This window comes from bacterium, assembly GCA_020440705.1.
GTDB lineage: Bacteria > Krumholzibacteriota > Krumholzibacteriia > LZORAL124-64-63 > LZORAL124-64-63 > JAGRNP01.
On sequence record JAGRNP010000020.1, the window covers coordinates 14,627 to 34,778 of the forward strand.

Sequence of the window (20,152 nt, forward strand, 5' to 3'; positions counted from 1 at the left end):
GGCGCGGGCCGCTAGCGGACGAGTGTCAGCTTGCGCACCGCGTCGGGGCTGCCGGGCGCCGCGAGGCGCGCGAAATAGGTGCCGCTGGCCAGGCCGCGGCCGGCGTCGTCGCAGCCGTCCCAGGTGACATCGTGGTCGCCGGCGGCAAGAGAGCCGGCGACGAGGCGCCGCACGCGCGCGCCGCGCACGTCGTGGATGTCGAGGCGCACCGGGCCGCTGCGCGCCGTCACGAAACGGATCGTCGTGCGCGGGTTGAACGGGTTCGGCGCCGCGCGCAGGGTCCCGGCCGCCAGGCCCGGCACCTCGTCGGGGGTCGGCGTCACCTGCTGCCCGTAGAGCAGGGTGACCGGCAGCACCGACGCCCCGTGGGGATCGTTGGTCATGAAGATGACGTCGGACTCGTAGGTGCCCTCGGCCAGGCCCGCCGGATCGATGAGCACCTGCACCGTCGCCGAAGCGCCCGGATCGAGCCAGGCCGGGACGCCGGCCACCTGCAGCCACGCCGCCGGCGCGTACACCGCGCCGAAGACGAGGGGGAGTTCGCCGTAGTTGGTGATCTGCACGCCGAGGGGCGCCGACGCGGGCACGTAGTCCAGGGCCGCCGGGATGGCGATCAGGCCCGCTCCGGTGGCGTTGTCCCGGCCGCTGGCGGCCGGCGCCGCGGTCAGGTCGTGGGCCGTGGTCTCGAAGGTCTCGGCGAGCTGGGCCGGCGTCAGGCCGGGGGTCTTCTCCAGGGCGAGGCAGAAGGCGGCCGTGACCAGGGGGCAGGCCATGCTCGTGCCGTCGTAGGCGACGTAGCCGTCGAGGCCCGTGGTGCTGGTCACGGACACGCCGGGCGCGGCGAGGTCGGGCTTCATCAGGCCGGGCGGATACGGGTAGTCGTCGTAGGGCGTGTCGCCGTGGGGGTTGGCCGTGTTCCACTCGGTCGGGCCGCGGCTGCTGGTGGGGCCCACCTGCCAGGCGCTGTCCACGGCGCCGACGGTGATCACGGCCGCCGCGCCGCCGTTGGGCGCGTACCACGGGTTGGGGCAGTCGCCGGGGCTGCCGATGTCGTCGGGCAGGGCGTAGTGGCCGCCGGTGTTGTCGCCGTTGCCGGCGGCGCACACCCAGGGCACGTCGATGCTCAGGAGCAGTTCGGCGTTGTAGCGGTTGGCGACGCGCACGTCGTCCGGGGGCAGGGACCAGCCGGCGCTCATGGTGAAGATCTGCACGCCGTTGTCGAGCCCGAACTGGAGGCCTTCGACCATGTCGGCGAAATAGCCGGGCACCGTGCGCAGGACCATGAGGGTCGCGCCCGGCGCGGCGCCGGTGGTGGTGCCGTTGGTGCCGTCGCCCACGATCAGCCCGCCGGTGTGGGTGCCGTGGAAATAGGGCGCGTTGCCGTCGTAGGGGTCGTTGTCGTCGTCGACCGCGTCCCAGCCGTGGTTCGGATAGGCGGCGCCGCCGTCCCAAAGGTGATTCGCCAGATCCGGGTGGTCGTAGATGAGCCCGGTGTCGAGGTGCCCGACGAGCACCCCCGCCCCGGTGAGGCCCGCGGCCCAGGCCTGGTTGGCGCCGATGGTCGTCAGGTGCCAGGCGAGGGCCTTCGCCGCCGTCTGCGCGGCCGGTTCGGGGCTGGGACGGGCCCACACCTCGTTCTTGTGGTCATCGAGCCACATGCGGCCGACCTCGGGGTGGGCGGCCAGGCGCTGCACGCCGGACGGGGTCAGGGGCACCAGGAGGGCCCCGGCGAGCCACAGGGGCTCGGCCGCGCCGGCCTGGCCGGACTTGGCCAGGTCCGTGAGGTCGGCGGCGAGGCGCTGATGGGCGGTGTCGAGCTGGTGCCGGGCCGCGGCCGCGATCACCTCGCGCCGGGTGGCCCGGGAGGCGCCTTTCAAGGCGGCGGCCATGGCCGTCGGGTCGAGCCGCTCGGCGGGCACGACCATCACCCGCAGCATCTCGTCGGCCTTGGCCACGTCCAGGGCCGCGGCCAGCTCCGGCGCGACGACCGGCAGCTGGACCTCGCGGCGCGTCAGGGGCTGCGCGGCCAGGAGCAGGGCGTCGGCCCGCTTCGTCTCCGGGACGATGGCCGTCACCACCGCCGTGGGGTGGAAGCGCAGCTCGGGTTCGCCCGTGCGCCAGCGGAAGGTGCGCGCCAGGACGTTGTCGCTCTCGTCGCTCTCGGCCAGGTCGTTCTCCGGGTCGAGCACCAGGCGCAGGGTGTGGTCGCCGGCGGGCAGCACCACCGGGAAGTCCTCCAGCGGCACGTAGGTGCCGGTGGCCAGGCCGCCCTCGAGCACCCACGAGGCGGCGGGCTGGCCGTCGATCTCCAGGTCGATGAAGAAGGCGTCGGTCGCGTCGGCGAGGCCGTCGTTCAGGAAGGCGAAGCTCACCCAGGCGGTGTCGCCGGCGGCGACGTAGCCGTCGGAGCGCGCGCCGCGGATCATGTTGGCGACCAGGGCCGTGTCCCAGTCGGCGGGCGTGAAGGGCGCCAGGTTGGGCGCCAGGGCGTGCCGGCTCGTGTAGACGTTGTGGCCTTCGGTGGGGTAGTCGCGCCGGTCGATCCACGCGGCGTGGATCAGGTCGGTGCCCACCAGGCCGTCGGCCGAGTGGAACTGCGGTTCGACGCGCGGCTGCTCGGTCACCAGCTCGACGTCGCCGAAGAACGCCACCTGCCCGTAGCCCGAACCGAGGCGGCTGGCCAGCTCGAACTCGTCGCCGCCCGGCGGCGCGTCGAGCCACACGGCGCCCACCACCCCGTCGCGCGTGAAGATCGCCGGCCCGACGCTGTCGTACTCGTCGGCCACCAGGCCGTAGGGGCCGAACCACGAGGCGCCGGAGTCCCAGCTGTAGAGGTAGATGATGTCGCCGTCGCTGCCGATGCCGTCGCTCCAGTCGAGCTGGAAGACGGTGAAGACGTCGCTCCCCTGGCAGGCCAGGCGCGGGAAACCGGCGTTGTTCGACGTCCAGCCGGTCATGCTCGCCGGATCGCTGAACGAACCCGTATACGCGTCGGTGGCGATGAGGATCTCGGTCTCGCCCGTGTACGCGTCGACCTCGGCGTTGATGAAGTGCACCGTGCCGCCGCTCATGGCCACGTCGGGCCAGTAGTCGGCGTAGCCGTCGGGCAGGAACCAGTCGTAGGTCACCGAGTTGCCGCCGTTGCTCGAGGCCATGAAGACCAGGGTCCACTCGTAGGCCAGATAGTCGTAGTTGATGGTCAGCCAGCCGGCCGCGATGAAGACCTTGGCGAAGTCGCCGGCGCCGGAGACGGCGATGCTCGGCGTGGCGCAGGGCTCGCCCACGGCCAGGCCCTTGACCCACGCCCACTGGGTCGGCGCGTCGGGATTGGTGGTGCGCGAGCGCAGGATGTAGCCGTCGGCCCGCACCCACGTCACGTGCAGGTAGCCGCCGCCGTCGATGGCGATCTCGGGGTGGTACTCGTCCTCGAGGAAGCTCGGCATCTCCCACACCTGCCAGGTGGCGCCGTCATCGGTCGAACGGGCGATGTGGATGTCGCGGTCGGTGCCGCCGAGATCCTTGGCCGCGAACACGGCGTACAGGGTGCCGGTGCCGGGCACGGCGGCCACCGAGACGTACTCGTCGTTCATGTCGGTGGGGTTGGCGAGCTTCTGGTCGGCTGTCCACGGCGGGCTCTTGGCGGCCCGCCGTGGGGCGACCGGTCCGTCCAGCCGCGGGGGCACGACAGCCGGACTGGCGGTGGCGTCGGCGAGGTGCCGGCGCAGGAAATGGGGGTCGGTCAGGTGCTGGACCTGTGCCATCAGTGTGGGGGAAAGGTGATGTACCGGGCGAGACGCCTTTCCGACCCCCTTGGTCTGGTCGGTGAGGTCCACGTCGACGAGATCGGGACGGGTGGCCTTCAGGCCGGCCGCGCCGGCGGTGAGGCGATTCCGGTGCGGGGCGAGGGAGAGGGTCAGGGCCCTGTCTGCCTCCGTGCGCGGCGGCGCGACCCGAGTGGGCGTGCCCAGATCGTGGGCGAGGTCGCCGCCACGCACGGCGCCGCCGACCGTCCCCGCGGGGAGGCCGAGCAGCAACGGCAGGCAGAAGAAGGTGGCTGGCAGCAGGCGTCGCACCGGATCGCGTCTCCTTGCGTGGGCCTCGGCGGGCACGGATTCCCGCCGCGAGGACTTGATTGTATCATAAAACATCAAAAAAACTAAAGAATTTTTAAATAAAATGCGTGGCGGCCGGAAAGTTGTATCGTATATTTACGATCTACGATGAAAGGACTCCCATGGCGACCCCGAGCGTGTTCCCGACCGATCTGCTGGCCCTGGCCGACACGGCCAAGGCCCTGGCCCATCCGGCCCGGCTGCGCATCCTGCAGATCCTGGCCGCGACCCCGGGCTGCATGTGCGGCGACATCGTCGAGCAGCTGCCTCTGGCCCAGGCCACCGTCTCGCAGCACCTGAAGGAGCTGCGCCGGGTGGGCCTGATCCAGGGCGAGATCAGCGGGCCGCGACGGTGCTACTGCATCGACCCGGTGGTGCTGGAGCGCGCCGTGGCCGCCTTCACCACGCTGCTGGGGGCCATGTCCCCGTGCACCCTCCGAGGAGAGAACGATGACCCCGAAACCGGATGCTGCTGAGATCAAGAAGATGGTGACCGACGGCTACGGCGAGATCGCCCGCACGGGCGGCTCTTGCTGCGGACCCGCCGGCGACTGCGACAACCTGTCCGGCATCAGCTTCAGCAAGGGCTACCAGCAGGTCGACGGCTACGTGCCCGACGCCGACCTCGGACTCGGCTGCGGACTGCCGACCGAGGACGCCTTCATCAGGCCCGGCGAAACCGTGCTCGACCTGGGCAGCGGCGCCGGCAACGACGTCTTCATCGCGAGCACGCTCGTGGGCCCGACCGGCCGGGTCGTCGGCCTGGACATGACCGCCGACATGGTCGACCGCGCGCGGGAGAACGCCGCCCGCCTCGGCCGCACCAACGTCGAATTCGTCCACGGGGAGATCGAGGACATTCCGCTGGAGAGCGCCGTGGTCGACCTCGTCGTCAGCAACTGCGTCCTGAATCTCGTGCCCGACAAGGACAAGGCCTTCGCCGAGATCCACCGCGTGCTGAAGCCGGGCGGTCGCTTCTCCATCTCGGACGTCGTGCTCGCGGGCACGTTGCCGCCGGCTCTCGCCGAGGCCAGCCTGCTCTACGTGGGCTGCGTGGCCGGGGCCCAGCAGGAGGACGAGTACCTGGCCACCGTCGCGGCGGCCGGCCTGGTCGACGTGGCCGTGCAGAAGCGCCGCGAGATCACCCTGCCGGACGGCGTGGTGGAGAACGTGCTCGGCGTCGAGGGCGCGGCGGCGTTCGCCGCTTCGGGCGTGAAGATCCTGAGCATCACCGTGACGGGGCGTCGGGCCGCCGGCGCCTAGCGGCGGCGGGTGCGGCGCGGTGGCGTCAGGCCGCCGCGCGGAACCCCGTCGCCCCCGCGGAATCACGCCGGGGACGGCTTGGCAAGGGGCGCGCCAGCGGCTAACTTGACGGGGCCGTCGCAGGACGGCCGTCGGACTCGCCCGGAACGGGAGGTCGCGTGATGACCCTGCCCAAACCGGAAACCGGCCTGGCCCACTTCGTCCAGGTCCTGGGCATCGGCGTCTGGGCGCTGCTGCTCGGATCCCGGCTCCTCGTGTGGTCGCACCGCCCGGGGCGCGAGACGTTCCTCGACCGCCGCTGGGGCGCCATGGTCGGCGACGGGCGGACGGGCGGGGATGCAGCGGGGCCGCTGCTGCTGAAGATCGCGCTGGCCGTGTGCGTCGTCGGCTTCCTGATCAATCTCGTCGAGCACCTCGAGCGCGGCGTGCACTACAACCGCTCGCTGATCGTGGTGGGCGTGCTCTCGCTGCTCATCCTGGCGCTCGGTTCCGGTTGAGCCCGCGGGCGCCGCCGGCCGTCACCCGCAGCCCGTCCGGAGTCCGCATGCCCCGACCGCCCCGTCCCGAGAAGGTCGCGCCGAAGCTCTTCGAGTACAAGCTGCCCGGCGGCTGGATCGTGCTGGCCGGTCGCACCGACGAGGACAACGACCGCCTCTCCCTGAAGATCGCCAAGGCCAACGACTGGTGGTTCCACGTCAAGGGCCTGCCCGGCAGCCACGTGGTGCTGCAGGTGCCGGCGGGCGAGGAGCCGGACAACGCCACGGTGAAGGCCGCCGCGGCCATCGCCGCCTGGCACAGCAAGAAGCGCGAGGCCCGCCAGGTGGCGGTCAGCGCCACGCGCGCCCGCTACGTCACCAAGCCCCGGGGCGCCAAGCCCGGCACCGTGGAGATCCGCAAGGAGAAGGTGCTGAACGTGCGGCCGGGGCTGCCCGAGGAGAATCCGTGAGCGAACTGCTGACCGGCGCCTGGCTCGATTCCCTGACCACCGATCCCTATCTGCGCCTGGGCGCCATCGTCGCCGGTGCGGTCGTGCTGGCGCTGCTGGCCCGCCTCGTGCTCGTGCCGCTCCTGCGCCGGCTGGCCCGGCGCACCTCGTCGGACATCGACGATCAGCTCGTCGACCTCCTCGGCCCGGCCATCTTCCGCACGGTCATCCTGCAGGGGGTGAACGTGGCCGTGAGCGACTTCGTCCTCGATCCGCGTGTCGACCGGATCGTCGTGGCGATCACCGTGACCCTGATGGTCCTCATCTGGGGCCAGGTCTTCCTGCGGGGGGGCAATCTCTTCTTCGGCCGGCTGAGCGAGAACGCCGACCGCACCAACTGGATCCAGCCCCAGACCCTGCCGCTGGTCCGGTTCGTGCTGAAGGTGCTGCTGTTCGCGGTCATGTCCTACCTGATCATGTCGGCGTGGCGCATCAACCTGACGAGCTGGCTGGCCAGCGCCGGCGTGGTCGGCATCGCCGTCGGCTTCGCGGCCAAGGACACCCTCGCCAACTTCTTCTCGGGTGTCTTCATCCTGGCCGACGCCCCGTATCGCGTGGGGCAGTACATCATCATCGACGGCGACACCCGGGGCGTGGTCACGGAGATCGGCATGCGCTCGACGCGCCTGCTCACCCGGGACAACGTCGAGGTCACGGTGCCCAACGCCGTCATCGGCAACGCCAAGATCGTCAACGAGTCGAGCGGGCCGTCGCAGCACATGCGGGTGCGCGTCGACGTCTCGGTCGCCTACGGCAGCGACGTCGACCGGGTGCGCGAGGTCCTCGGCGCCTGCACGGTCGGGCTGGAGAACGGCGCCGACGACCAGCCGGGCGTGGTCCGCTTCTCTGCCATGGGCGCCTCCGGCCTCGATTTCCAGGTGCTGGTCTGGGTGAAGCATCCGGTGTACCGGGGCCGCCTCATCGACGAGCTGAACACGCGCGTGTACAAGGCGCTGGCCGCGGCCGGCATCGAGATCCCCTTCCCGCAGCGCGATCTGCACATCCGCTCGTGGCCGGCGGGTGAACAGGGCTTGTCAAGACCAGACGCCTGACGTAGACTCAGTCTGCGGCGGCAAGGGGGAGCCTCGCGCCGTATCCGGACCCACCCCTGGGACTGTGGAGAAACCATGAACAGGATCATGTGCCTGATCGCGTGCGCGTGCGCATGCGCCCTGGTGACGTTGGCCGGCTGCGGGGACGATCCGGCAGGCCCGAGCGCCGTGCCGGGGTTCCTGCACCTGACCACCCAGGCCGAGGTCGACGCCCAGGCCGGCCTGCGCGAGGTCTCGGGAGCCCTGACCATCGGGCCCAGCGACGACATCGTCTCCCTCGCGCCTCTGGCCGGGCTGGTGCAGGTGGGCGAATCCCTGCGGATCTTCGACAACGCCCGGCTGACGAGCCTGGCCCCCCTGGCCGATTTGCGGGGCGAGATCCCGATCGTCGAGATCGGGGGCAACCCGCTCCTGACGCACCTGAACGGTCTGGGCGGCGTGCGGCCCACCCAGACCTTCTCCCTGAGCAGCAACGCGGTCCTGGGCGATGTCTCCGGTCTGGGCGACCTGAGCGGCGTGCGCCGGATGCAGATCAACGGCAACCCCGCCCTGGCCGATCTGTCGGCCCTGGCGGGGCTCGACTCGCTGCGGCATCTCATTCTGCGGGCGGGGCACGCCGCGGCGACGCCGGCCCAGCTGGGGACCATGCCGGCGCTCGAGCGGCTCGAGCTGACGGGGATGCCGGGCGTGCGCGATTTCGCCTTGCCGGGTGCGCCCAACCTGGCCGAACTGCGGGCCATGGATCTGGCGAATCTCGAGGAACTGGGCGACCTGTCGGGGCTGTCCTCGCTGGCGAGCCTGATCGTCACGGGTGCTCCCCGACTCGCCCGCTGCGGCGCCGTCGGCGCGACGCCCGGCCTGGCGGTCCTCTCGGTGAACCGCGCGGCGCTGCTGACCGACGTCTCGGGCTTCACGGACCTGTCCGGGCTGGAAGTCCTCGAGCTGGACGAACTCTCCGCCCTGACGACCCTCGCCGGCCTGCCCGAACTGCCGGGCCTGCGGAACCTGAGCCTGGGCAACCTGCCCCTGCTCGCGGAGATGCCGGCCTGGACAGGGACCGCCCCGCTCGGCATCGTCGTCTTCGCCTGCGACGGGCTGGCGCGGTTGGCCGACCTGCCCCTGTCCGACCGGCTGCAGAACCTGTCGGTCGGGCACTGCCCGCTCGTGGCCGGCGTCGCGGAGCTGTCCGGGGCCACGGCCCTGCAGACCCTGACCCTGCGCGATCTGCCCGGCGTGGTCGGCCTGGACGGCCTGCAGATGCCGGCGACCCTGCGCTTCCTGCAGCTGAACGCGCTGGACGGGCTGACGAGCCTCGCCGGCGTCTCGGACCTGCCGCCGCAGCTGGAGCTCGCGCTGATGGACATGGACGGCCTGACCTCGCTCGCGGGCCTGGAGCAGGTCACGGAACTGGGCGCTTTGGTCCTGAGCGCCAACGCGGCGCTGACCTCGCTGGCGGGTTTGGAGAATCTCGCGGTCCTGCGCAGCCAGCTCCGGGTCTATGCCAACGAATCCCTGGTCGCCATCGGCGCCTTCGCCGCCGACCTCGCCGTCCCGCAGGTGCAGATCGCCGGGAACCCGGCGCTCGACCAGTGCGTCGCGGCGGGCCTGGTGGCCGGTTGGCAGGGTGTGCAGTCGGTCCAGATCACCGAGAACGGCCCCTGCGCCGAATAGCGCCGGGGCCGTCCTCCGTTTCGACGATGGCGAGGGGGGTCAGCGCACGTCCCGCGACACCACCTCGCCCTCGATCACCACGCCCGTGCAGTGGCTCGCGTACTCGAAGGGGTCGCCGTCGTAGAGGGCGAGGTCGCCGTCCTTGCCCACCTCCAGCGAACCCAGCCGGTCGTCGAGGCCGAGGATGCGGGCGGGCGCCAGGGTGATGGCCTCGAGCGCCGCAGCGGTGCCGAGTCCGTGGGCCGCGGCCACCGCCGCCTCGAACAGGATCACCCGCACCTTGGGCACGTAGCCCTCGTAGCCGCTCTGGATCGCGAAGGGGATGCCGCTCTCGCGGAGCAGGCGCGCCGTCTCCATGCTCGCGTTCTCCGTCTCGAAGAAGGCCCGCATCATGGTCGGATGCAGCAGCACCGGCACGCCGGACTCGCGGATCGCGGGCAGGATCTGGTGGGCCTCGGCGGCGCCGTCCAGCCACAGGCGCACGTCGAACTCGCGGGCCAGGTCCAGGGCGTTGACCAGGTCGCGGGTGCGGTGGGCGGTCACCATCAGGGCGAGGTCGCCGTCGAGGACCTTCACCAGCGACTCGAGATGCAGGTCGCGCGCCGGGGCCTCGACCTCGTCGTCGTCGGCCGCGCGCGCGGCCTGGCGGCGGTACTCGTCGGCCCGGATCAGGTCCTGGCGCAGCAGGGCCACGGTCTTGGCCCGGGTCGTGAACATCTTGCTGCCGCCGAAGGGTCCGGCGGGCGGGGTCAGCGTCACGGCGACCGCCGTCTCCCGCTGCAGCGCCGCCTCGTCCACCGTGGCGCCGCGGGTCTTGACGACCATGGTCTGGCCCGAGATGGGGGCGCCGGGGGAGTGCCCGGTGTGCACGGTCGTCACGCCGAAGCTGCGCACCCAGGCCACCAGCGCCTCCTGGGGGTTGTAGGCGTCGACCGCCCGCAGTTCGGGCTGCATCTTCTCCGACGTCTCGAGGTGGTCCTGGTCGTGGGCCTGGTTGAAGATGCCGGTCAGGCCGACCGTGCCGTGCACGTCGACGAGTCCGGGCGTGACCACGGCGGCCTCGAGGACCTCGTAGCCGGCGGGGATCGTGATCTCGGCGGCGGGGCCGACGGCGGCGATGCGGCCGTCGGTGACGACGACCACGCCGTCGGTGATGGGTGCGCCGGAGACGGGGTAGACCGTGCCGCCGCGCACCGCCACCTGGGCGGCGGCGGGCGCCGCCAGCAGGACGGCGGCGGTCAGGTTCAGGAAGAGCTTCATCACGACTCGCCTCCGTTCTCGTAGCAGCAGAGGAAGGGCTCGGTGTCCTTGCCGGCGCCCTGTCCGCCTTCGGCGTGCAGGCGGTCGTCGGCGTCGTCGATGTCGAAGACCTTCTCGCCGGCGACCCAGGTCTCGAGCACCCGGGTGTACGTGCTCAGGGGGTCGCCGTCGAGGATGACGAAGTCCGCGTCCTTGCCCCTGGCGAGGCTGCCGATGCGGTCGTCGAGGCCGAGCATGATCGCGCCGTTCAGCGTGACCGAGCGCAGGGCCGTCTCACGGTCGAGGCCGCCGCGCACACCCATGGCGGCCGAGCGCAGGAAGAGGCGGCTGTCGGTGATCCAGTCGTCGGTGTGGTAGGCGATCAGCGCGCCGGCCCGGGCCAGGACGGCGCCCGTCTCGAACTTCAGGTCGACGGCCTCCAGTTTGCCGCCCGGACTGTCGACGGTGATGATGCTGCAGCCGACGCCCGCGGCGGCGATCTGCCCGGCCACCTTCCAGCCTTCGCTCAGGTGGTGCAGGACGACCTTGAAGCCGAACTCCTCGCGCAGGCGCAGGACGGTCATGATGTCGTCGGCCCGGTGGGTGTGGTGGTGCACGACCCGCCGGCCGGCGAGCACCTCGACCAGCGTCTCGAGGTCGAGGTCGCGCGGCGGCAGCTTGGCCGGATCGCCGTCGGCCGCCGCGACCTTCGCCCCGTACTCCTGGGCGGCGATGAACTTCTCGCGCACCAGGTAGGCCGACTTGGCCCGCGTGCCCGGGAAGGGCGCCTGGCGCCGGCTGTTGGTGCCGTTGGCCATCTTCAGGCCGCCCATCACCCGACCGTCGGCGTCGAGGTAGGCCAGGTCCTCGGGAGTGAAGACGCGGGTGCCCGGCCCGGTGCGGCGCATCTTCAGGTAGATGGTCTGGCCGCTGCTGAGATAGGCGCTGCCGGGCATGACGTTCAGGGTCGTCAGGCCGCCGGCCACGGCGCGGCGGTAGCCCGAGTCGAACACGTTCAGGCCGTCGCGGATGCGCACGCCGGGCTGGATGGGGCCGCTGTCGTCGGCGGCGCGGAAGCCGCCGATGTGGCTGTGGGTGTCCACGAGGCCGGGCATGATGACCCGGCCGGACACGTCGACGAGGGTCGCGTTGCCGGGCACGCCGATGTCGTCGACCGAGCCGATGGCGCGGATCCGCCCGTCCTCGACCACGAGGACGCCGGCGGGGATCTCGGGGCCGTCGACCGGGATCAGGCGGGCGCCCACGAAGGCCGTGGGGGCGGCGGTGGCCGGCCGCGCGGTCAGGACGGCGGTCAGGAGAAGCAAAAGGACGAGGGGCAGGCGCATCGGGCGGGCCTCCGGGCTGCGGTCGGTTTGCGGGGTGAACGGGAGCGAGGATACTTGATTCTGATATTCGTTACCACCGCAAAGGCCCGGACCGGTACGCGCGGAGGCCCGGCACCGGGCCGGGCCTCCGTCGCGCCTGCGGGCCATGCGGATCAGCCGCCGAACTTCACCGTCAGGCCGCCGGCCGCCTCGAACTGCCAGATGCCCGAGCCGGAAACGCCGATGTCCACGCCGCCGGGGCCGAACCACACGCCGCCGCCCGCGTCGAAGATCGTGCTGTAGACCTTGAACTGCCCGCGCAGGCCCACCTTCTTGGCCTCGCCGAAGTAGGCCTTGAAGCCGGCGCCGAAGGCGACCGAGAACTTCGTCAGGCCCTCGAGGTCGTAGGTGTCGCCGTCGATGACCGCCGTGGCCTCGCTCGGGGAGAAGTAGGTGGCGCCCAGGGAGCCCGTCACGAACGGCATCACCGGGCTGCCCGGACGGCCGAGGGCGCGCACGGTGCCGATGTGCCAGAAGTTCACCGACATGTTCGACAGGGTGAACTTGCTGCCGATGCGCGGATCCCAGTCGAGGCTGCCGTCCTGGCGGGTGTAGCCGGCTTCGACCCACATCCCGGGCCGGATGGGCACGTCGACCGCGATGCCGAGGGCGCCGCCGGTGCCGGTGCGCAGCTTGCCCTGGTAGGTCTCGATGTTGCCGCCCCACATGCTGCCGTAGGTGGCGCTCACCTCGATGGGGGGCCGGGAGGCCTGGGCCGAGGCCAGGGCCGGGATCAGCAGGCTGGCGAGGGCCGCGACGGCCGTGATCGCTTGCGGGAATCTCATGTCATATCCCTCCGGGAGGATGTGGGAACGGTCGGCGTCGAACGTCGGTATCCTAGCCGGACCGGTCCGGCTTGTCGATCCCATTCAAGTCCGGGACGCGGCGACCGATGGCAGGCAATTAGTGCTGGGACCGGGACGGGGTCGTGGGGTAGTCTTCGCCGGGACGGTCGGCCGACCGTCCGGGGGAGAAATCCGGCACCGCCGGCCGCGGGCCCCTGAGGCCGCCCGCGGCCGCGACCACAGCGAGATGCGAACGCGATGACGGGAACCAAGGAGGCAACCCGATGAACAAGCGATACCTGAACATGACGACCCTGATCGCCCTGGCGGCGGTCCTGGTCCTGGCCGGATGCGGGGGCAAGCAGGTCACCCGCACCGACGTGCAGGAGCAGATCGACCTGAGCGGCGAATGGAACGACATCGACAGCCAGCAGGTGTCGGCGGCCCTGACGACCCAGATCACCGCCAGCCCCTGGGTCGAGGACTTCCGGGCGGAGAAGGGCAAGAAGCCCTACCTGATCGTGGGCACGGTGCGCAACAAGACGCCCGAACACATCCCGGTGAAGACCTTCATCGCCGATCTCGAGCGCAACTTCATCAACGGCGGCCGCGTGCGCGTGGTGGCCTCGGCCGAGGAGCGCGACGAGGTCCGCGGCGAGCGCGCCGACCAGCAGGAGTTCTCGTCGCCGGAGACCATGAAGCAGTGGGGCAAGGAGAAGGGCGCCGACTACATGCTCATCGGCGAGATCAACGCCCTCTTCGACACCGAGGGCGGCGACCAGGTGAAGTACTACCAGGTCGACGCCTACCTGGTCGATCTCGAGGACAACACGAAGGTCTGGGCGGGCTTCGAGAAGATCAAGAAGTTCGTCGGCAAGGGCAAGTACAAGCCCTGATGATGCGTCCGTTCCCGCGCATCCCGCACGACGCGTGCCGCGGCAGGAGGGCCGCCGCCCTGGCGGCCGTCCTGCTCGTGGTGCTCGTGCAGTCGGGCTGCGCGACCTACACCACCAAGTTCAAGGACCTGCGGCCCCAGTTCGCCGGCGGCCAGTACGACGCGGCCCTGGCCACGGTCGAGAAGGAGGCCGGGTCGAAGGACCGCGTCCTGTACTACCTCGAACGCGGCCTGATCCTCCACTACGCCGGACGATTCGCCGAGAGCAACGAGGCCTTCGCCGCGGCCGAGCGCACGGCCGACGATCTCTACACCAGGTCCATCAGCGAGGGCGCGCTCTCGCTCATCTCCAACGACAACGCCATCAGCTACCGGCCGCGCCCCTTCGAGATGGCGATGGTGCCCTACTACAAGGGACTGAACTACACCTACCTCGGCCAGCGCGAGGAGGCCCAGGTCGAGGCCCGCCGCGCGAGCCTGCAGCTCTCGAAGTACGTCGACGCCACGCTCGACGGCCTGCGCGCTGAGGACCGCGACGCCCTCGAGCGCATCCGCAACAACGCCTTCCTGCACTACTACAGCGGCATGGTGTACGACTGGGACGGCGAACTGAACGACGCCTTCGTGGCCTACCGCAACGCCGCCGTGGCCTACCAGCAGTCGCACGGCCTGCTGCAGACCGAGGTGCCGCCCCAGCTCGGCCGCGACCTGACCCGGGTCGGCGCCCGTCTCGGCTTCCGGGCCGAACTCGACCAGCTGCGGGCGAGCTGTCCGGATGTCTTCCGCGACGTCGACGACGACGGCCATCCCGTCACCCGCGAGGACTACGAGAAGCTGGCCGCCTGGCGCGGAGGCGAGGGCGAGGTCGTGCTCATGCTCGAGACGGGCTTCGTGCCCGAGAAGACCCAGGTGCGCTTCGACTTCCCGGTCTTCGAGAGCGAGGCCTACGACGATCCGAACTACTGGTCGTGGCAGATCTGGGCGGGGATGGGCAACACCCAGGCCTTCGTCAAGGGGCGGAAGGTCGAGTACTGGGTCTCGGTGGCCGCGCCCGAACTGCAGGACGGGCGGCCCGGTCCGGTGGCCGCCGCGCGGGTGAGCGCCGGCACCGCGGCGGGGCATGCCGTCTCGCACCGGGTCGAGAACCTCAGCCGGCAGGCGCGCCTCACGTTCGATGCCGAGAAGCCCACCATCTTCTTCAAGACGATCCTGCGCGGCCTGACCAAGTACCTGGCCAGCCGCGGGGCCGAGAAGGCCGGCGGCGACTGGGCCAAGCTCGCGGCCAACATCTTCGGCGCGGTGACCGAGAGCGCCGACACGCGCTCCTGGCTGACCCTGCCCGAGCACCTGCACCTGGTGCGTCTGAGCCTGCCGCCGGGGACGTACGACCTGCAGGTCGAACTGCTCGGGTACGACGGCCGCCCGCTGCACACCGAGACGATCGCCGGCGTGGCGGTCGACGCGGGGGACTGGACCTTCGTCTCCCGCCGGGTCTTCTGAGGTGGGGCGCCGCGCCCGGCAGCCCCGGCCCCGGCCATGACCGCTCCGCACCGCCGCATCCGTTTCCTCTTCGCCGCCCTGGTCATCGTGGCCGTCGTCATCCTGGTCTTCCAGTGGGACGCCCGGCGCCGCGTCGACCATCTCCAGGACATGATGGAGAGCCAGGGGCGGGCCATCGCCGACCTGGTGGCCGAAGCCAGCCAGCACGGTCTGGCGACCTTCGACTCGTGGCGGGACGAAGTCGAGCACCGGCTCGTGAACAACGCCCTCTGGCTGGCCTGGCTCGACGCCGAGGGCGGCCTGGACCGCGAACGGCTGCGCGGCTTCGCGGCGACGATGGGGCTGCACCGGATCCTGGTCTTCGGGCCCGACGGCCGCCTGGAAGGGGCGAGCCACGATCCGCCCGGAGGGGGCGGCGCCGGCGACCTGCGCCTGCCCGCCGGTTTCCTCGCCCCGCTGCTCGACGGCCGCGAGCCGTTCCGGGTCCACGGCTTCCGCGACGCGGCCCGACCGGGCGAGCAGCGTCTCGTGGCCGGGTCGGCGCGGCCCGGCGGCGGCGCCATCGTCGTCAACGTGACGGCCGACTCGCTCCACGCCACCCGGCGCGACCTCGGGCCGGGGCACCTGATCCGGTCGCTCGGCGAGGGGCCGGCGTTCCGCTACATCGTGATCCAGGACCGCACGGGCATCCAGGCCGCCTCGACCGCCGACCTCGACTACCCGCTCACCCTCGACGCGCCGTTCCTGGCCCCCCTGGAGGAGGGCGCCCGCTGGGTGAGCCGCGAGTACGAGTCCGCGGCGGGCGTGGTGTTCGAGGTGTCGCGAAAGGTGGCGCTGGGTGCGCAGCCGGTCTGGCTGCGGGTCGGTCTCGACGGACAGCTTCTGGCCGACATGCGGGCCGACACGCGGCGCCAGGCGGTGATGCGGCTGGCGGTGCTGCTGGGGGGGCTGGCCCTCGTCTCGGCCCTGACGTGGGCCTGGCAACGTCAGGGTCATCTCGATTCGGAGGTGGCGCGCATCAGCGCCGAGCTGCAGCGCCACGAGGTGGAGGCGCGGCGCCGCGAGAAGCTGGTGGCCATGGGGTCGCTGGGGGCGGGGGTCGCCCACCAGATCCGCAATCCCCTCAACAGCATCCACATGCTGGCGCAGGTGCTCGGCCGCCGCGCCGACCTGCCCGACGACGTGCGCCAGCAGGTGACCCACGTGCGCGACGAGAGCGCCCGCATCGAGCAGATCGTGCGCCAGTTCCTGCAGTTCGCCAAGCCGCGCGAACCCATCTGCGAGGAACTCGACCTCGCCGCGGTGGTGCGCGAGGTGACGGACCTGCAGGCGGCGGCGGCAGGGCCCGGCGGCCCGACCTTCTCGGCCTACGCCCCGGGTCTGACGGCCGAGGTGGACCGCCAGTTCGTCATCGAGATCCTCGAGAACCTCCTGCGCAACGCGGCGGCGGCCGTCGGCCCCGGCGGCAAGGTGCTCGTCTCGCTGATCGGAGCCGGTGACATGGCCGAGATCGTCGTCGCCGACGACGGGCCCGGCGTGCCGGCGGCCGATCGCGACCGCATCTTCGACCTCTACTACACGACCCGCCCCGAGGGGACGGGTCTGGGCCTGAGCCTGGCCGCCCAGATGGTCGCGGCCATGGACGGCAGCCTGGAGCTGGACACCGAACCGGGCCTCGACGGCCGGGGCGCCCGCTTCGTGGTGCGTCTGCCCCGCCACCGCGGCGGCGGCGAACGGAAGGACACGGAGACATGAGACGGGGCACGATCCTGATCGTCGACGACGAGCGGCGCCAGCGCGAGACCCTGGCCCAGGTGCTCGCCGGCTGGGGCCACGACGTGCTCGAGGCCGGCGGCGGCGAGGAGGCCCTCGCCCGGCTGGACAACGCGGCCGTCGATCTCGTGCTCAGCGACCTGCGCATGCCCGGCCTGTCCGGCGACGAACTGCTGGCCCGGTTGCGGGAGACGCGCCCGGACGTCGACGTGGTCCTGATGACGGCCTACGGCACCATCGAGGGCGCCGTCGCGGCCATGCGCCAGGGCGCCGCCGACTTCGTCACCAAGCCGCTGGACCTCGACCAGCTGGAGGTCGTCATCGACCGGACCCTGGCCCGGCGCGATCTCGTGCGCGAGAACAAGGTGCTGCGGCGGCGCCTGGCCGAGACGTCGGCGGGCTTCCGGCTCCGGGGCACGTCGCGCGCCCTGGCGGTGGTGCTGGACCGGGCGGCCCGGGCGGCCGAAACCGACGCGACGGTGCTCGTGCGGGGCGAGAGCGGCACCGGCAAGGAGCTGCTGGCCCGCTCGCTGCACGACCTGAGTCCGCGCGCCGAGGGGCCGTTCGTGCCGGTCAACTGCGCCGCCCTGCCCGAGACGCTGCTCGAGAGCGAGCTCTTCGGGCACGTGCGGGGGGCGTTCACCGGCGCGGATCGCGACCGTCCGGGCCGGGTGGCCCAGGCGGCGGGCGGAACCCTCTTCCTCGACGAGATCGGTGACGTCTCGCCGGGGGTGCAGGTGAAGCTGCTGCGCTTCCTGCAGGAGCGGGAGTACACGCCCGTGGGCAGCGACACCGTGCAGCGGGCCGACGTGCGGGTCGTCGTCGCCACCCACCGCGACCTCGAGGCGCGCGTGCGCGAAGGCGCCTTCCGCGAGGACCTCTTCTTCCGTCTCAACGTCGTGGACCTGGAGCTGCCGCCGCTGCGGGAACGGCGGGAGGACATCCCCGAACTCGCGGGGCACTTCCTCGCCCGCTACGCGACGCGCTACGAACGGCCGGCCCGCACCTTCAGCGCCGAGGCCATGGCCGCCCTCATGGGGCATGCCTATCGGGGCAACGTGCGGGAGCTCGAGAACATCGTCGAACAGACCGTGGTCATGACGCGGGGCGAGGTGGTCCACTCGGACGACCTGCCGGCGGCTCTCACCGCGCGGCGCGGGCCGGCGGCCCCGAACGGCGACGGCGCGCCGGGCTGGGAGAGCGTCGGCGGCGACCTGCCGCGCTGGCTCGAGACGCTCGAGAAGAAGATCGTGCTGGAAACCCTCGCGGCCTTTTCCGGCAACCAGAGCAGCGCGGCCCGCCGGCTGGGCCTGACCGAGAGCGGACTGCGCTACAAGCTCGGCAAGTGGAGGGACGACGACGAAGGCTGAGCACCAGGCGAACGGCAGCTCGCGCGCCCCGCGGACCCTCCGCGGGGCGCTTCGTTTTCTCGCGGAGTTCCGCGCCGGCGGGGGCACAGGCCCGCAGGAAACTGCGAACCGTCCCGGCAGGTTCACGAATCGGTACGCTGGGAGATGTCGTGTAACTTCATGTGATCGTTTCTGTTGCAGAAAAGTCGGGTCGGTGCGGTCGGCATGGTCCGTCGGTTGCAGAGGGGCCGGTGTGAGCATGGGGAGATCATGGCAACCGCCCAACGGAGGCACTGAGATGAAGCACTTGACCATCATGATTTCGCTGGCCGCGCTGACGATCCTGTTCGCGGCGGCGGCCCAGGCCCAGGACTTCGGACCCGGACAGGGCAACGGCGTCTGCCAGTTCATCGACGAGGACGGCGACGGGTTCAACGACCTCGCCCCCGACGCCGACGGCGACGGCATCCCCAACGGCATGGATCCCGACTACGTGAAGCCCGAGGACGGCACCGGCAGCGGCAACCAGTACAAGTGGGCCTACGCCTACGGCGAACTGGTGAAGCAGATGTTCGGCCAGGCCGAGCAGAAGGCCATGGGCGTCGACGGCAGCGGCCACTGGGGTCCCGGCGACGGCACCGGCGATTGCATCGGCGACGGCACCGGCGGCGGCGCCTTCGGCCCCGGCGCGGGCACGGGCGACGGCACGGGCGACGGCACCGGCACCGGCAGCGAAGGCGGCGTGCAGCAGCAGCGGAAGGGCCGTCGCTAGGACGGCCGGGTGCGGGCGGGGCTGCGGCCCCGCCCGGCCCCCACGGAACCGGATGGCGAACCGCCGCGACGAAGCACGACGAGACGAACGACGAGACGAACAGCAGGAACGGGAACGGAAACGGCGCGCGAGCGCAGGATGAAGAACCGACGGGGCCCAGGGCTCCGCACCCCCGGAAGAAGAGAAGGATGATCGCCCGCAACCGGCAGCACCCCCACGCGACGAGACGCCCCGGCGGCCTGCTGGCCCTGGCGGCGATCGTGTGCGCGGCGACGGGGGCGACGGCCGGCGACCTGAGCGGGTCCTTCAGCCTCGGCACCGGCTACTACGACCATCCCCTCGGCATCGAAGGCGAGACTCCGGCCGGCTTCCTCACGCAGGCCCTGCGGATCTCGACCCGGCTCGGCGCGTCGCCCACGACGTCGCGGCCGCTGCCCGATGTCGTCAAGCTGGGCTACGAGGGCAACGCGAGCCAGTTCGACAACGAGACCGAGCTGGGCAACATGCGCCACGCCCTCGGACTCGAGTACTTCCACACGAGCCCCGTCGCCGAGGGCGACCCGCGGGCCCACTCGCTGAGCCTCGGCGCGCAGGGAGCCCTGCGCCGCTACGAGGGCGGCTACACGATCTACGACTACCACGAGCTGTACGCGTACGCGGCCTTCCGCCGCCACGCGGGGACGAACACGCTCTGGTCCGGCTTCGGGGCGCTGCGGCTGCGGCGCTACGGGGAGCTGCCGGAGGAGAGCTTCGTCGAGCCGCACGGTCAGCTCAAGGTCCAGCGGTTCTTCTCGGGCCGCACCACGCTCGGACTGTCGGCCCGGTTCGGCGTGAAGACCTACAACGACTCGGCCGCGTCCGCCGTCTGGGGCACCCCTAATCTCCCCTCAACGTCTCAGGCGGCGGCGCGGCTGGAATTTTCGCAGGGAGTGTCCGACAGGGTGGGTTTGCGGGTAAGGGTGGACTCGCGCCACACCCTGTCGGACTTCCCGTACTACGTGTCCGAGGACATCTTCGACAGTCCGCTCCTGGACACGTACGCCCACCAGGGCTGGGATGCCCTGGCGGTCCTGAAATGGCTCGCCCCGCTCCAGGTCTGGACCGAACTGGGCTATTCCCGCGGCGAGCACGACTACGGTTCGCTGCTCTTCGCCGGCACGCCCGCCGGACAGACCCGGGACGACAGTGTGGCGGAGATCTTCACGACGTTGCGCCGGCGTCTGGCCGGTCACCGGGACGGTCCGGAGCTGCAGCTGACGGCCGGCTGGCGGGACCAGCGAAGCACCATCGACACCTACACCTACGACGGCCTGTTCGCCCACACCTCCCTGGCCTGGAATTTCTGATTTTTTCGCTGGGAAAAGCGTTTCG

Annotated in this window: 16 protein-coding genes; 12 read left to right on the forward strand and 4 right to left on the reverse strand. The window is 71.5% G+C overall.

Features of this window, described 5'->3' with window-relative positions; genetic code table 11:
- Window positions 1–11 precede the first annotated feature (11 nt).
- A complete protein-coding gene (locus tag KDM41_05140) occupies window positions 12–4,073 on the reverse strand; it encodes a S8 family serine peptidase (GenBank protein ID MCB1182797.1) in 4,062 nt (1,353 codons plus the stop codon).
- Window positions 4,074–4,234: 161 nt separating this feature from the next.
- Here KDM41_05140 and KDM41_05145 point away from each other — a divergent pair, with 161 nt between their 5' ends.
- The 6 genes from KDM41_05145 to KDM41_05170 all read left to right on the forward strand — a co-directional run bounded on the left by KDM41_05145 (window position 4,235) and on the right by KDM41_05170 (window position 9,083).
- Complete coding sequence (locus tag KDM41_05145; protein ID MCB1182798.1) at window positions 4,235–4,588, forward strand: winged helix-turn-helix transcriptional regulator; 354 nt, start codon at window positions 4,235–4,237, stop codon at window positions 4,586–4,588.
- Window positions 4,563–5,375, forward strand: coding sequence for an arsenite methyltransferase (gene arsM, locus KDM41_05150; protein MCB1182799.1), 813 nt, complete (start codon window positions 4,563–4,565; stop codon window positions 5,373–5,375). The genes KDM41_05145 and arsM overlap by 26 nt, the downstream gene beginning before the upstream one ends.
- Before the next feature lie 161 nt (window positions 5,376–5,536).
- Window positions 5,537–5,872 (forward strand): hypothetical protein, encoded by a 336-nt coding sequence (locus KDM41_05155; protein MCB1182800.1) that lies wholly within the window; start codon window positions 5,537–5,539, stop codon window positions 5,870–5,872.
- Between the two features lie 47 nt (window positions 5,873–5,919).
- The gene (locus KDM41_05160; protein MCB1182801.1) at window positions 5,920–6,321 is read left to right on the forward strand and encodes a DUF814 domain-containing protein; all 402 of its coding nucleotides are present in this window, start codon (window positions 5,920–5,922) and stop codon (window positions 6,319–6,321) included.
- A complete protein-coding gene (locus KDM41_05165; GenBank protein ID MCB1182802.1) occupies window positions 6,318–7,412 on the forward strand; it encodes a mechanosensitive ion channel family protein in 1,095 nt (364 codons plus the stop codon). Before KDM41_05160 ends, KDM41_05165 begins: the two co-directional genes overlap by 4 nt.
- A gap of 75 nt (window positions 7,413–7,487) precedes the next feature.
- A complete protein-coding gene (locus tag KDM41_05170; GenBank protein ID MCB1182803.1) occupies window positions 7,488–9,083 on the forward strand; it encodes a hypothetical protein in 1,596 nt (531 codons plus the stop codon).
- Window positions 9,084–9,122: 39 nt separating this feature from the next.
- On the opposite strand, the gene KDM41_05175 is transcribed toward KDM41_05170, so the two are convergent.
- The 3 genes from KDM41_05175 to KDM41_05185 form a co-directional block, all read right to left on the reverse strand.
- A complete protein-coding gene (locus KDM41_05175; protein ID MCB1182804.1) occupies window positions 9,123–10,343 on the reverse strand; it encodes an amidohydrolase family protein in 1,221 nt (406 codons plus the stop codon).
- Window positions 10,343–11,668: an amidohydrolase family protein gene (locus tag KDM41_05180; protein MCB1182805.1), complete on the reverse strand. Its 1,326-nt coding sequence runs from the start codon at window positions 11,666–11,668 to the stop codon at window positions 10,343–10,345. The genes KDM41_05175 and KDM41_05180 overlap by 1 nt, the downstream gene beginning before the upstream one ends.
- A gap of 152 nt (window positions 11,669–11,820) precedes the next feature.
- Window positions 11,821–12,492, reverse strand: coding sequence for a hypothetical protein (locus KDM41_05185; protein ID MCB1182806.1), 672 nt, complete (start codon window positions 12,490–12,492; stop codon window positions 11,821–11,823).
- A 284-nt stretch (window positions 12,493–12,776) separates the two neighbouring features.
- Between KDM41_05185 and KDM41_05190 the strand changes: the two genes are divergently transcribed.
- From KDM41_05190 to KDM41_05215, 6 genes are all read left to right on the forward strand, one after another.
- On the forward strand, window positions 12,777–13,388 hold the full coding sequence (locus KDM41_05190) for a penicillin-binding protein activator LpoB (GenBank protein ID MCB1182807.1): 612 nt from the start codon (window positions 12,777–12,779) through the stop codon (window positions 13,386–13,388).
- A complete protein-coding gene (locus KDM41_05195; GenBank protein ID MCB1182808.1) occupies window positions 13,388–14,887 on the forward strand; it encodes a hypothetical protein in 1,500 nt (499 codons plus the stop codon). Before KDM41_05190 ends, KDM41_05195 begins: the two co-directional genes overlap by 1 nt.
- A 36-nt stretch (window positions 14,888–14,923) precedes the next feature.
- Window positions 14,924–16,642: a HAMP domain-containing histidine kinase gene (locus KDM41_05200; protein ID MCB1182809.1), complete on the forward strand. Its 1,719-nt coding sequence runs from the start codon at window positions 14,924–14,926 to the stop codon at window positions 16,640–16,642.
- Entirely contained in the window at window positions 16,639–18,030 is a 1,392-nt protein-coding gene (locus KDM41_05205) for a sigma-54-dependent Fis family transcriptional regulator (GenBank protein ID MCB1182810.1), read from the forward strand. The genes KDM41_05200 and KDM41_05205 overlap by 4 nt, the downstream gene beginning before the upstream one ends.
- Before the next feature lie 277 nt (window positions 18,031–18,307).
- Window positions 18,308–18,781: a hypothetical protein gene (locus KDM41_05210; GenBank protein MCB1182811.1), complete on the forward strand. Its 474-nt coding sequence runs from the start codon at window positions 18,308–18,310 to the stop codon at window positions 18,779–18,781.
- A 188-nt stretch (window positions 18,782–18,969) separates the two neighbouring features.
- Window positions 18,970–20,127 (forward strand): hypothetical protein, encoded by a 1,158-nt coding sequence (locus tag KDM41_05215; GenBank protein MCB1182812.1) that lies wholly within the window; start codon window positions 18,970–18,972, stop codon window positions 20,125–20,127.
- Window positions 20,128–20,152 lie beyond the last annotated feature (25 nt).

What these genes read in the sequence shown, in the direction of transcription:
- arsM (MCB1182799.1), top strand. Translation starts at nt 4,563, where the DNA reads ATGACCCCGAAACCGGATGCTGCTGAGATCAAGAAGATGGTGACCGAC.
- KDM41_05145 (MCB1182798.1), top strand. Translation starts at nt 4,235, where the DNA reads ATGGCGACCCCGAGCGTGTTCCCGACCGATCTGCTGGCCCTGGCCGAC.
- KDM41_05155 (MCB1182800.1), top strand. Translation starts at nt 5,537, where the DNA reads ATGACCCTGCCCAAACCGGAAACCGGCCTGGCCCACTTCGTCCAGGTC.
- KDM41_05195 (MCB1182808.1), top strand. Translation starts at nt 13,388, where the DNA reads ATGATGCGTCCGTTCCCGCGCATCCCGCACGACGCGTGCCGCGGCAGG.
- KDM41_05175 (MCB1182804.1), bottom strand. Translation starts at nt 10,343, where the DNA reads ATGAAGCTCTTCCTGAACCTGACCGCCGCCGTCCTGCTGGCGGCGCCC.
- KDM41_05215 (MCB1182812.1), top strand. Translation starts at nt 18,970, where the DNA reads ATGATCGCCCGCAACCGGCAGCACCCCCACGCGACGAGACGCCCCGGC.
- KDM41_05170 (MCB1182803.1), top strand. Translation starts at nt 7,488, where the DNA reads ATGAACAGGATCATGTGCCTGATCGCGTGCGCGTGCGCATGCGCCCTG.
- KDM41_05185 (MCB1182806.1), bottom strand. Translation starts at nt 12,492, where the DNA reads ATGAGATTCCCGCAAGCGATCACGGCCGTCGCGGCCCTCGCCAGCCTG.
- KDM41_05210 (MCB1182811.1), top strand. Translation starts at nt 18,308, where the DNA reads ATGAAGCACTTGACCATCATGATTTCGCTGGCCGCGCTGACGATCCTG.
- KDM41_05200 (MCB1182809.1), top strand. Translation starts at nt 14,924, where the DNA reads ATGACCGCTCCGCACCGCCGCATCCGTTTCCTCTTCGCCGCCCTGGTC.
- KDM41_05205 (MCB1182810.1), top strand. Translation starts at nt 16,639, where the DNA reads ATGAGACGGGGCACGATCCTGATCGTCGACGACGAGCGGCGCCAGCGC.
- KDM41_05190 (MCB1182807.1), top strand. Translation starts at nt 12,777, where the DNA reads ATGAACAAGCGATACCTGAACATGACGACCCTGATCGCCCTGGCGGCG.
- KDM41_05180 (MCB1182805.1), bottom strand. Translation starts at nt 11,668, where the DNA reads ATGCGCCTGCCCCTCGTCCTTTTGCTTCTCCTGACCGCCGTCCTGACC.
- KDM41_05160 (MCB1182801.1), top strand. Translation starts at nt 5,920, where the DNA reads ATGCCCCGACCGCCCCGTCCCGAGAAGGTCGCGCCGAAGCTCTTCGAG.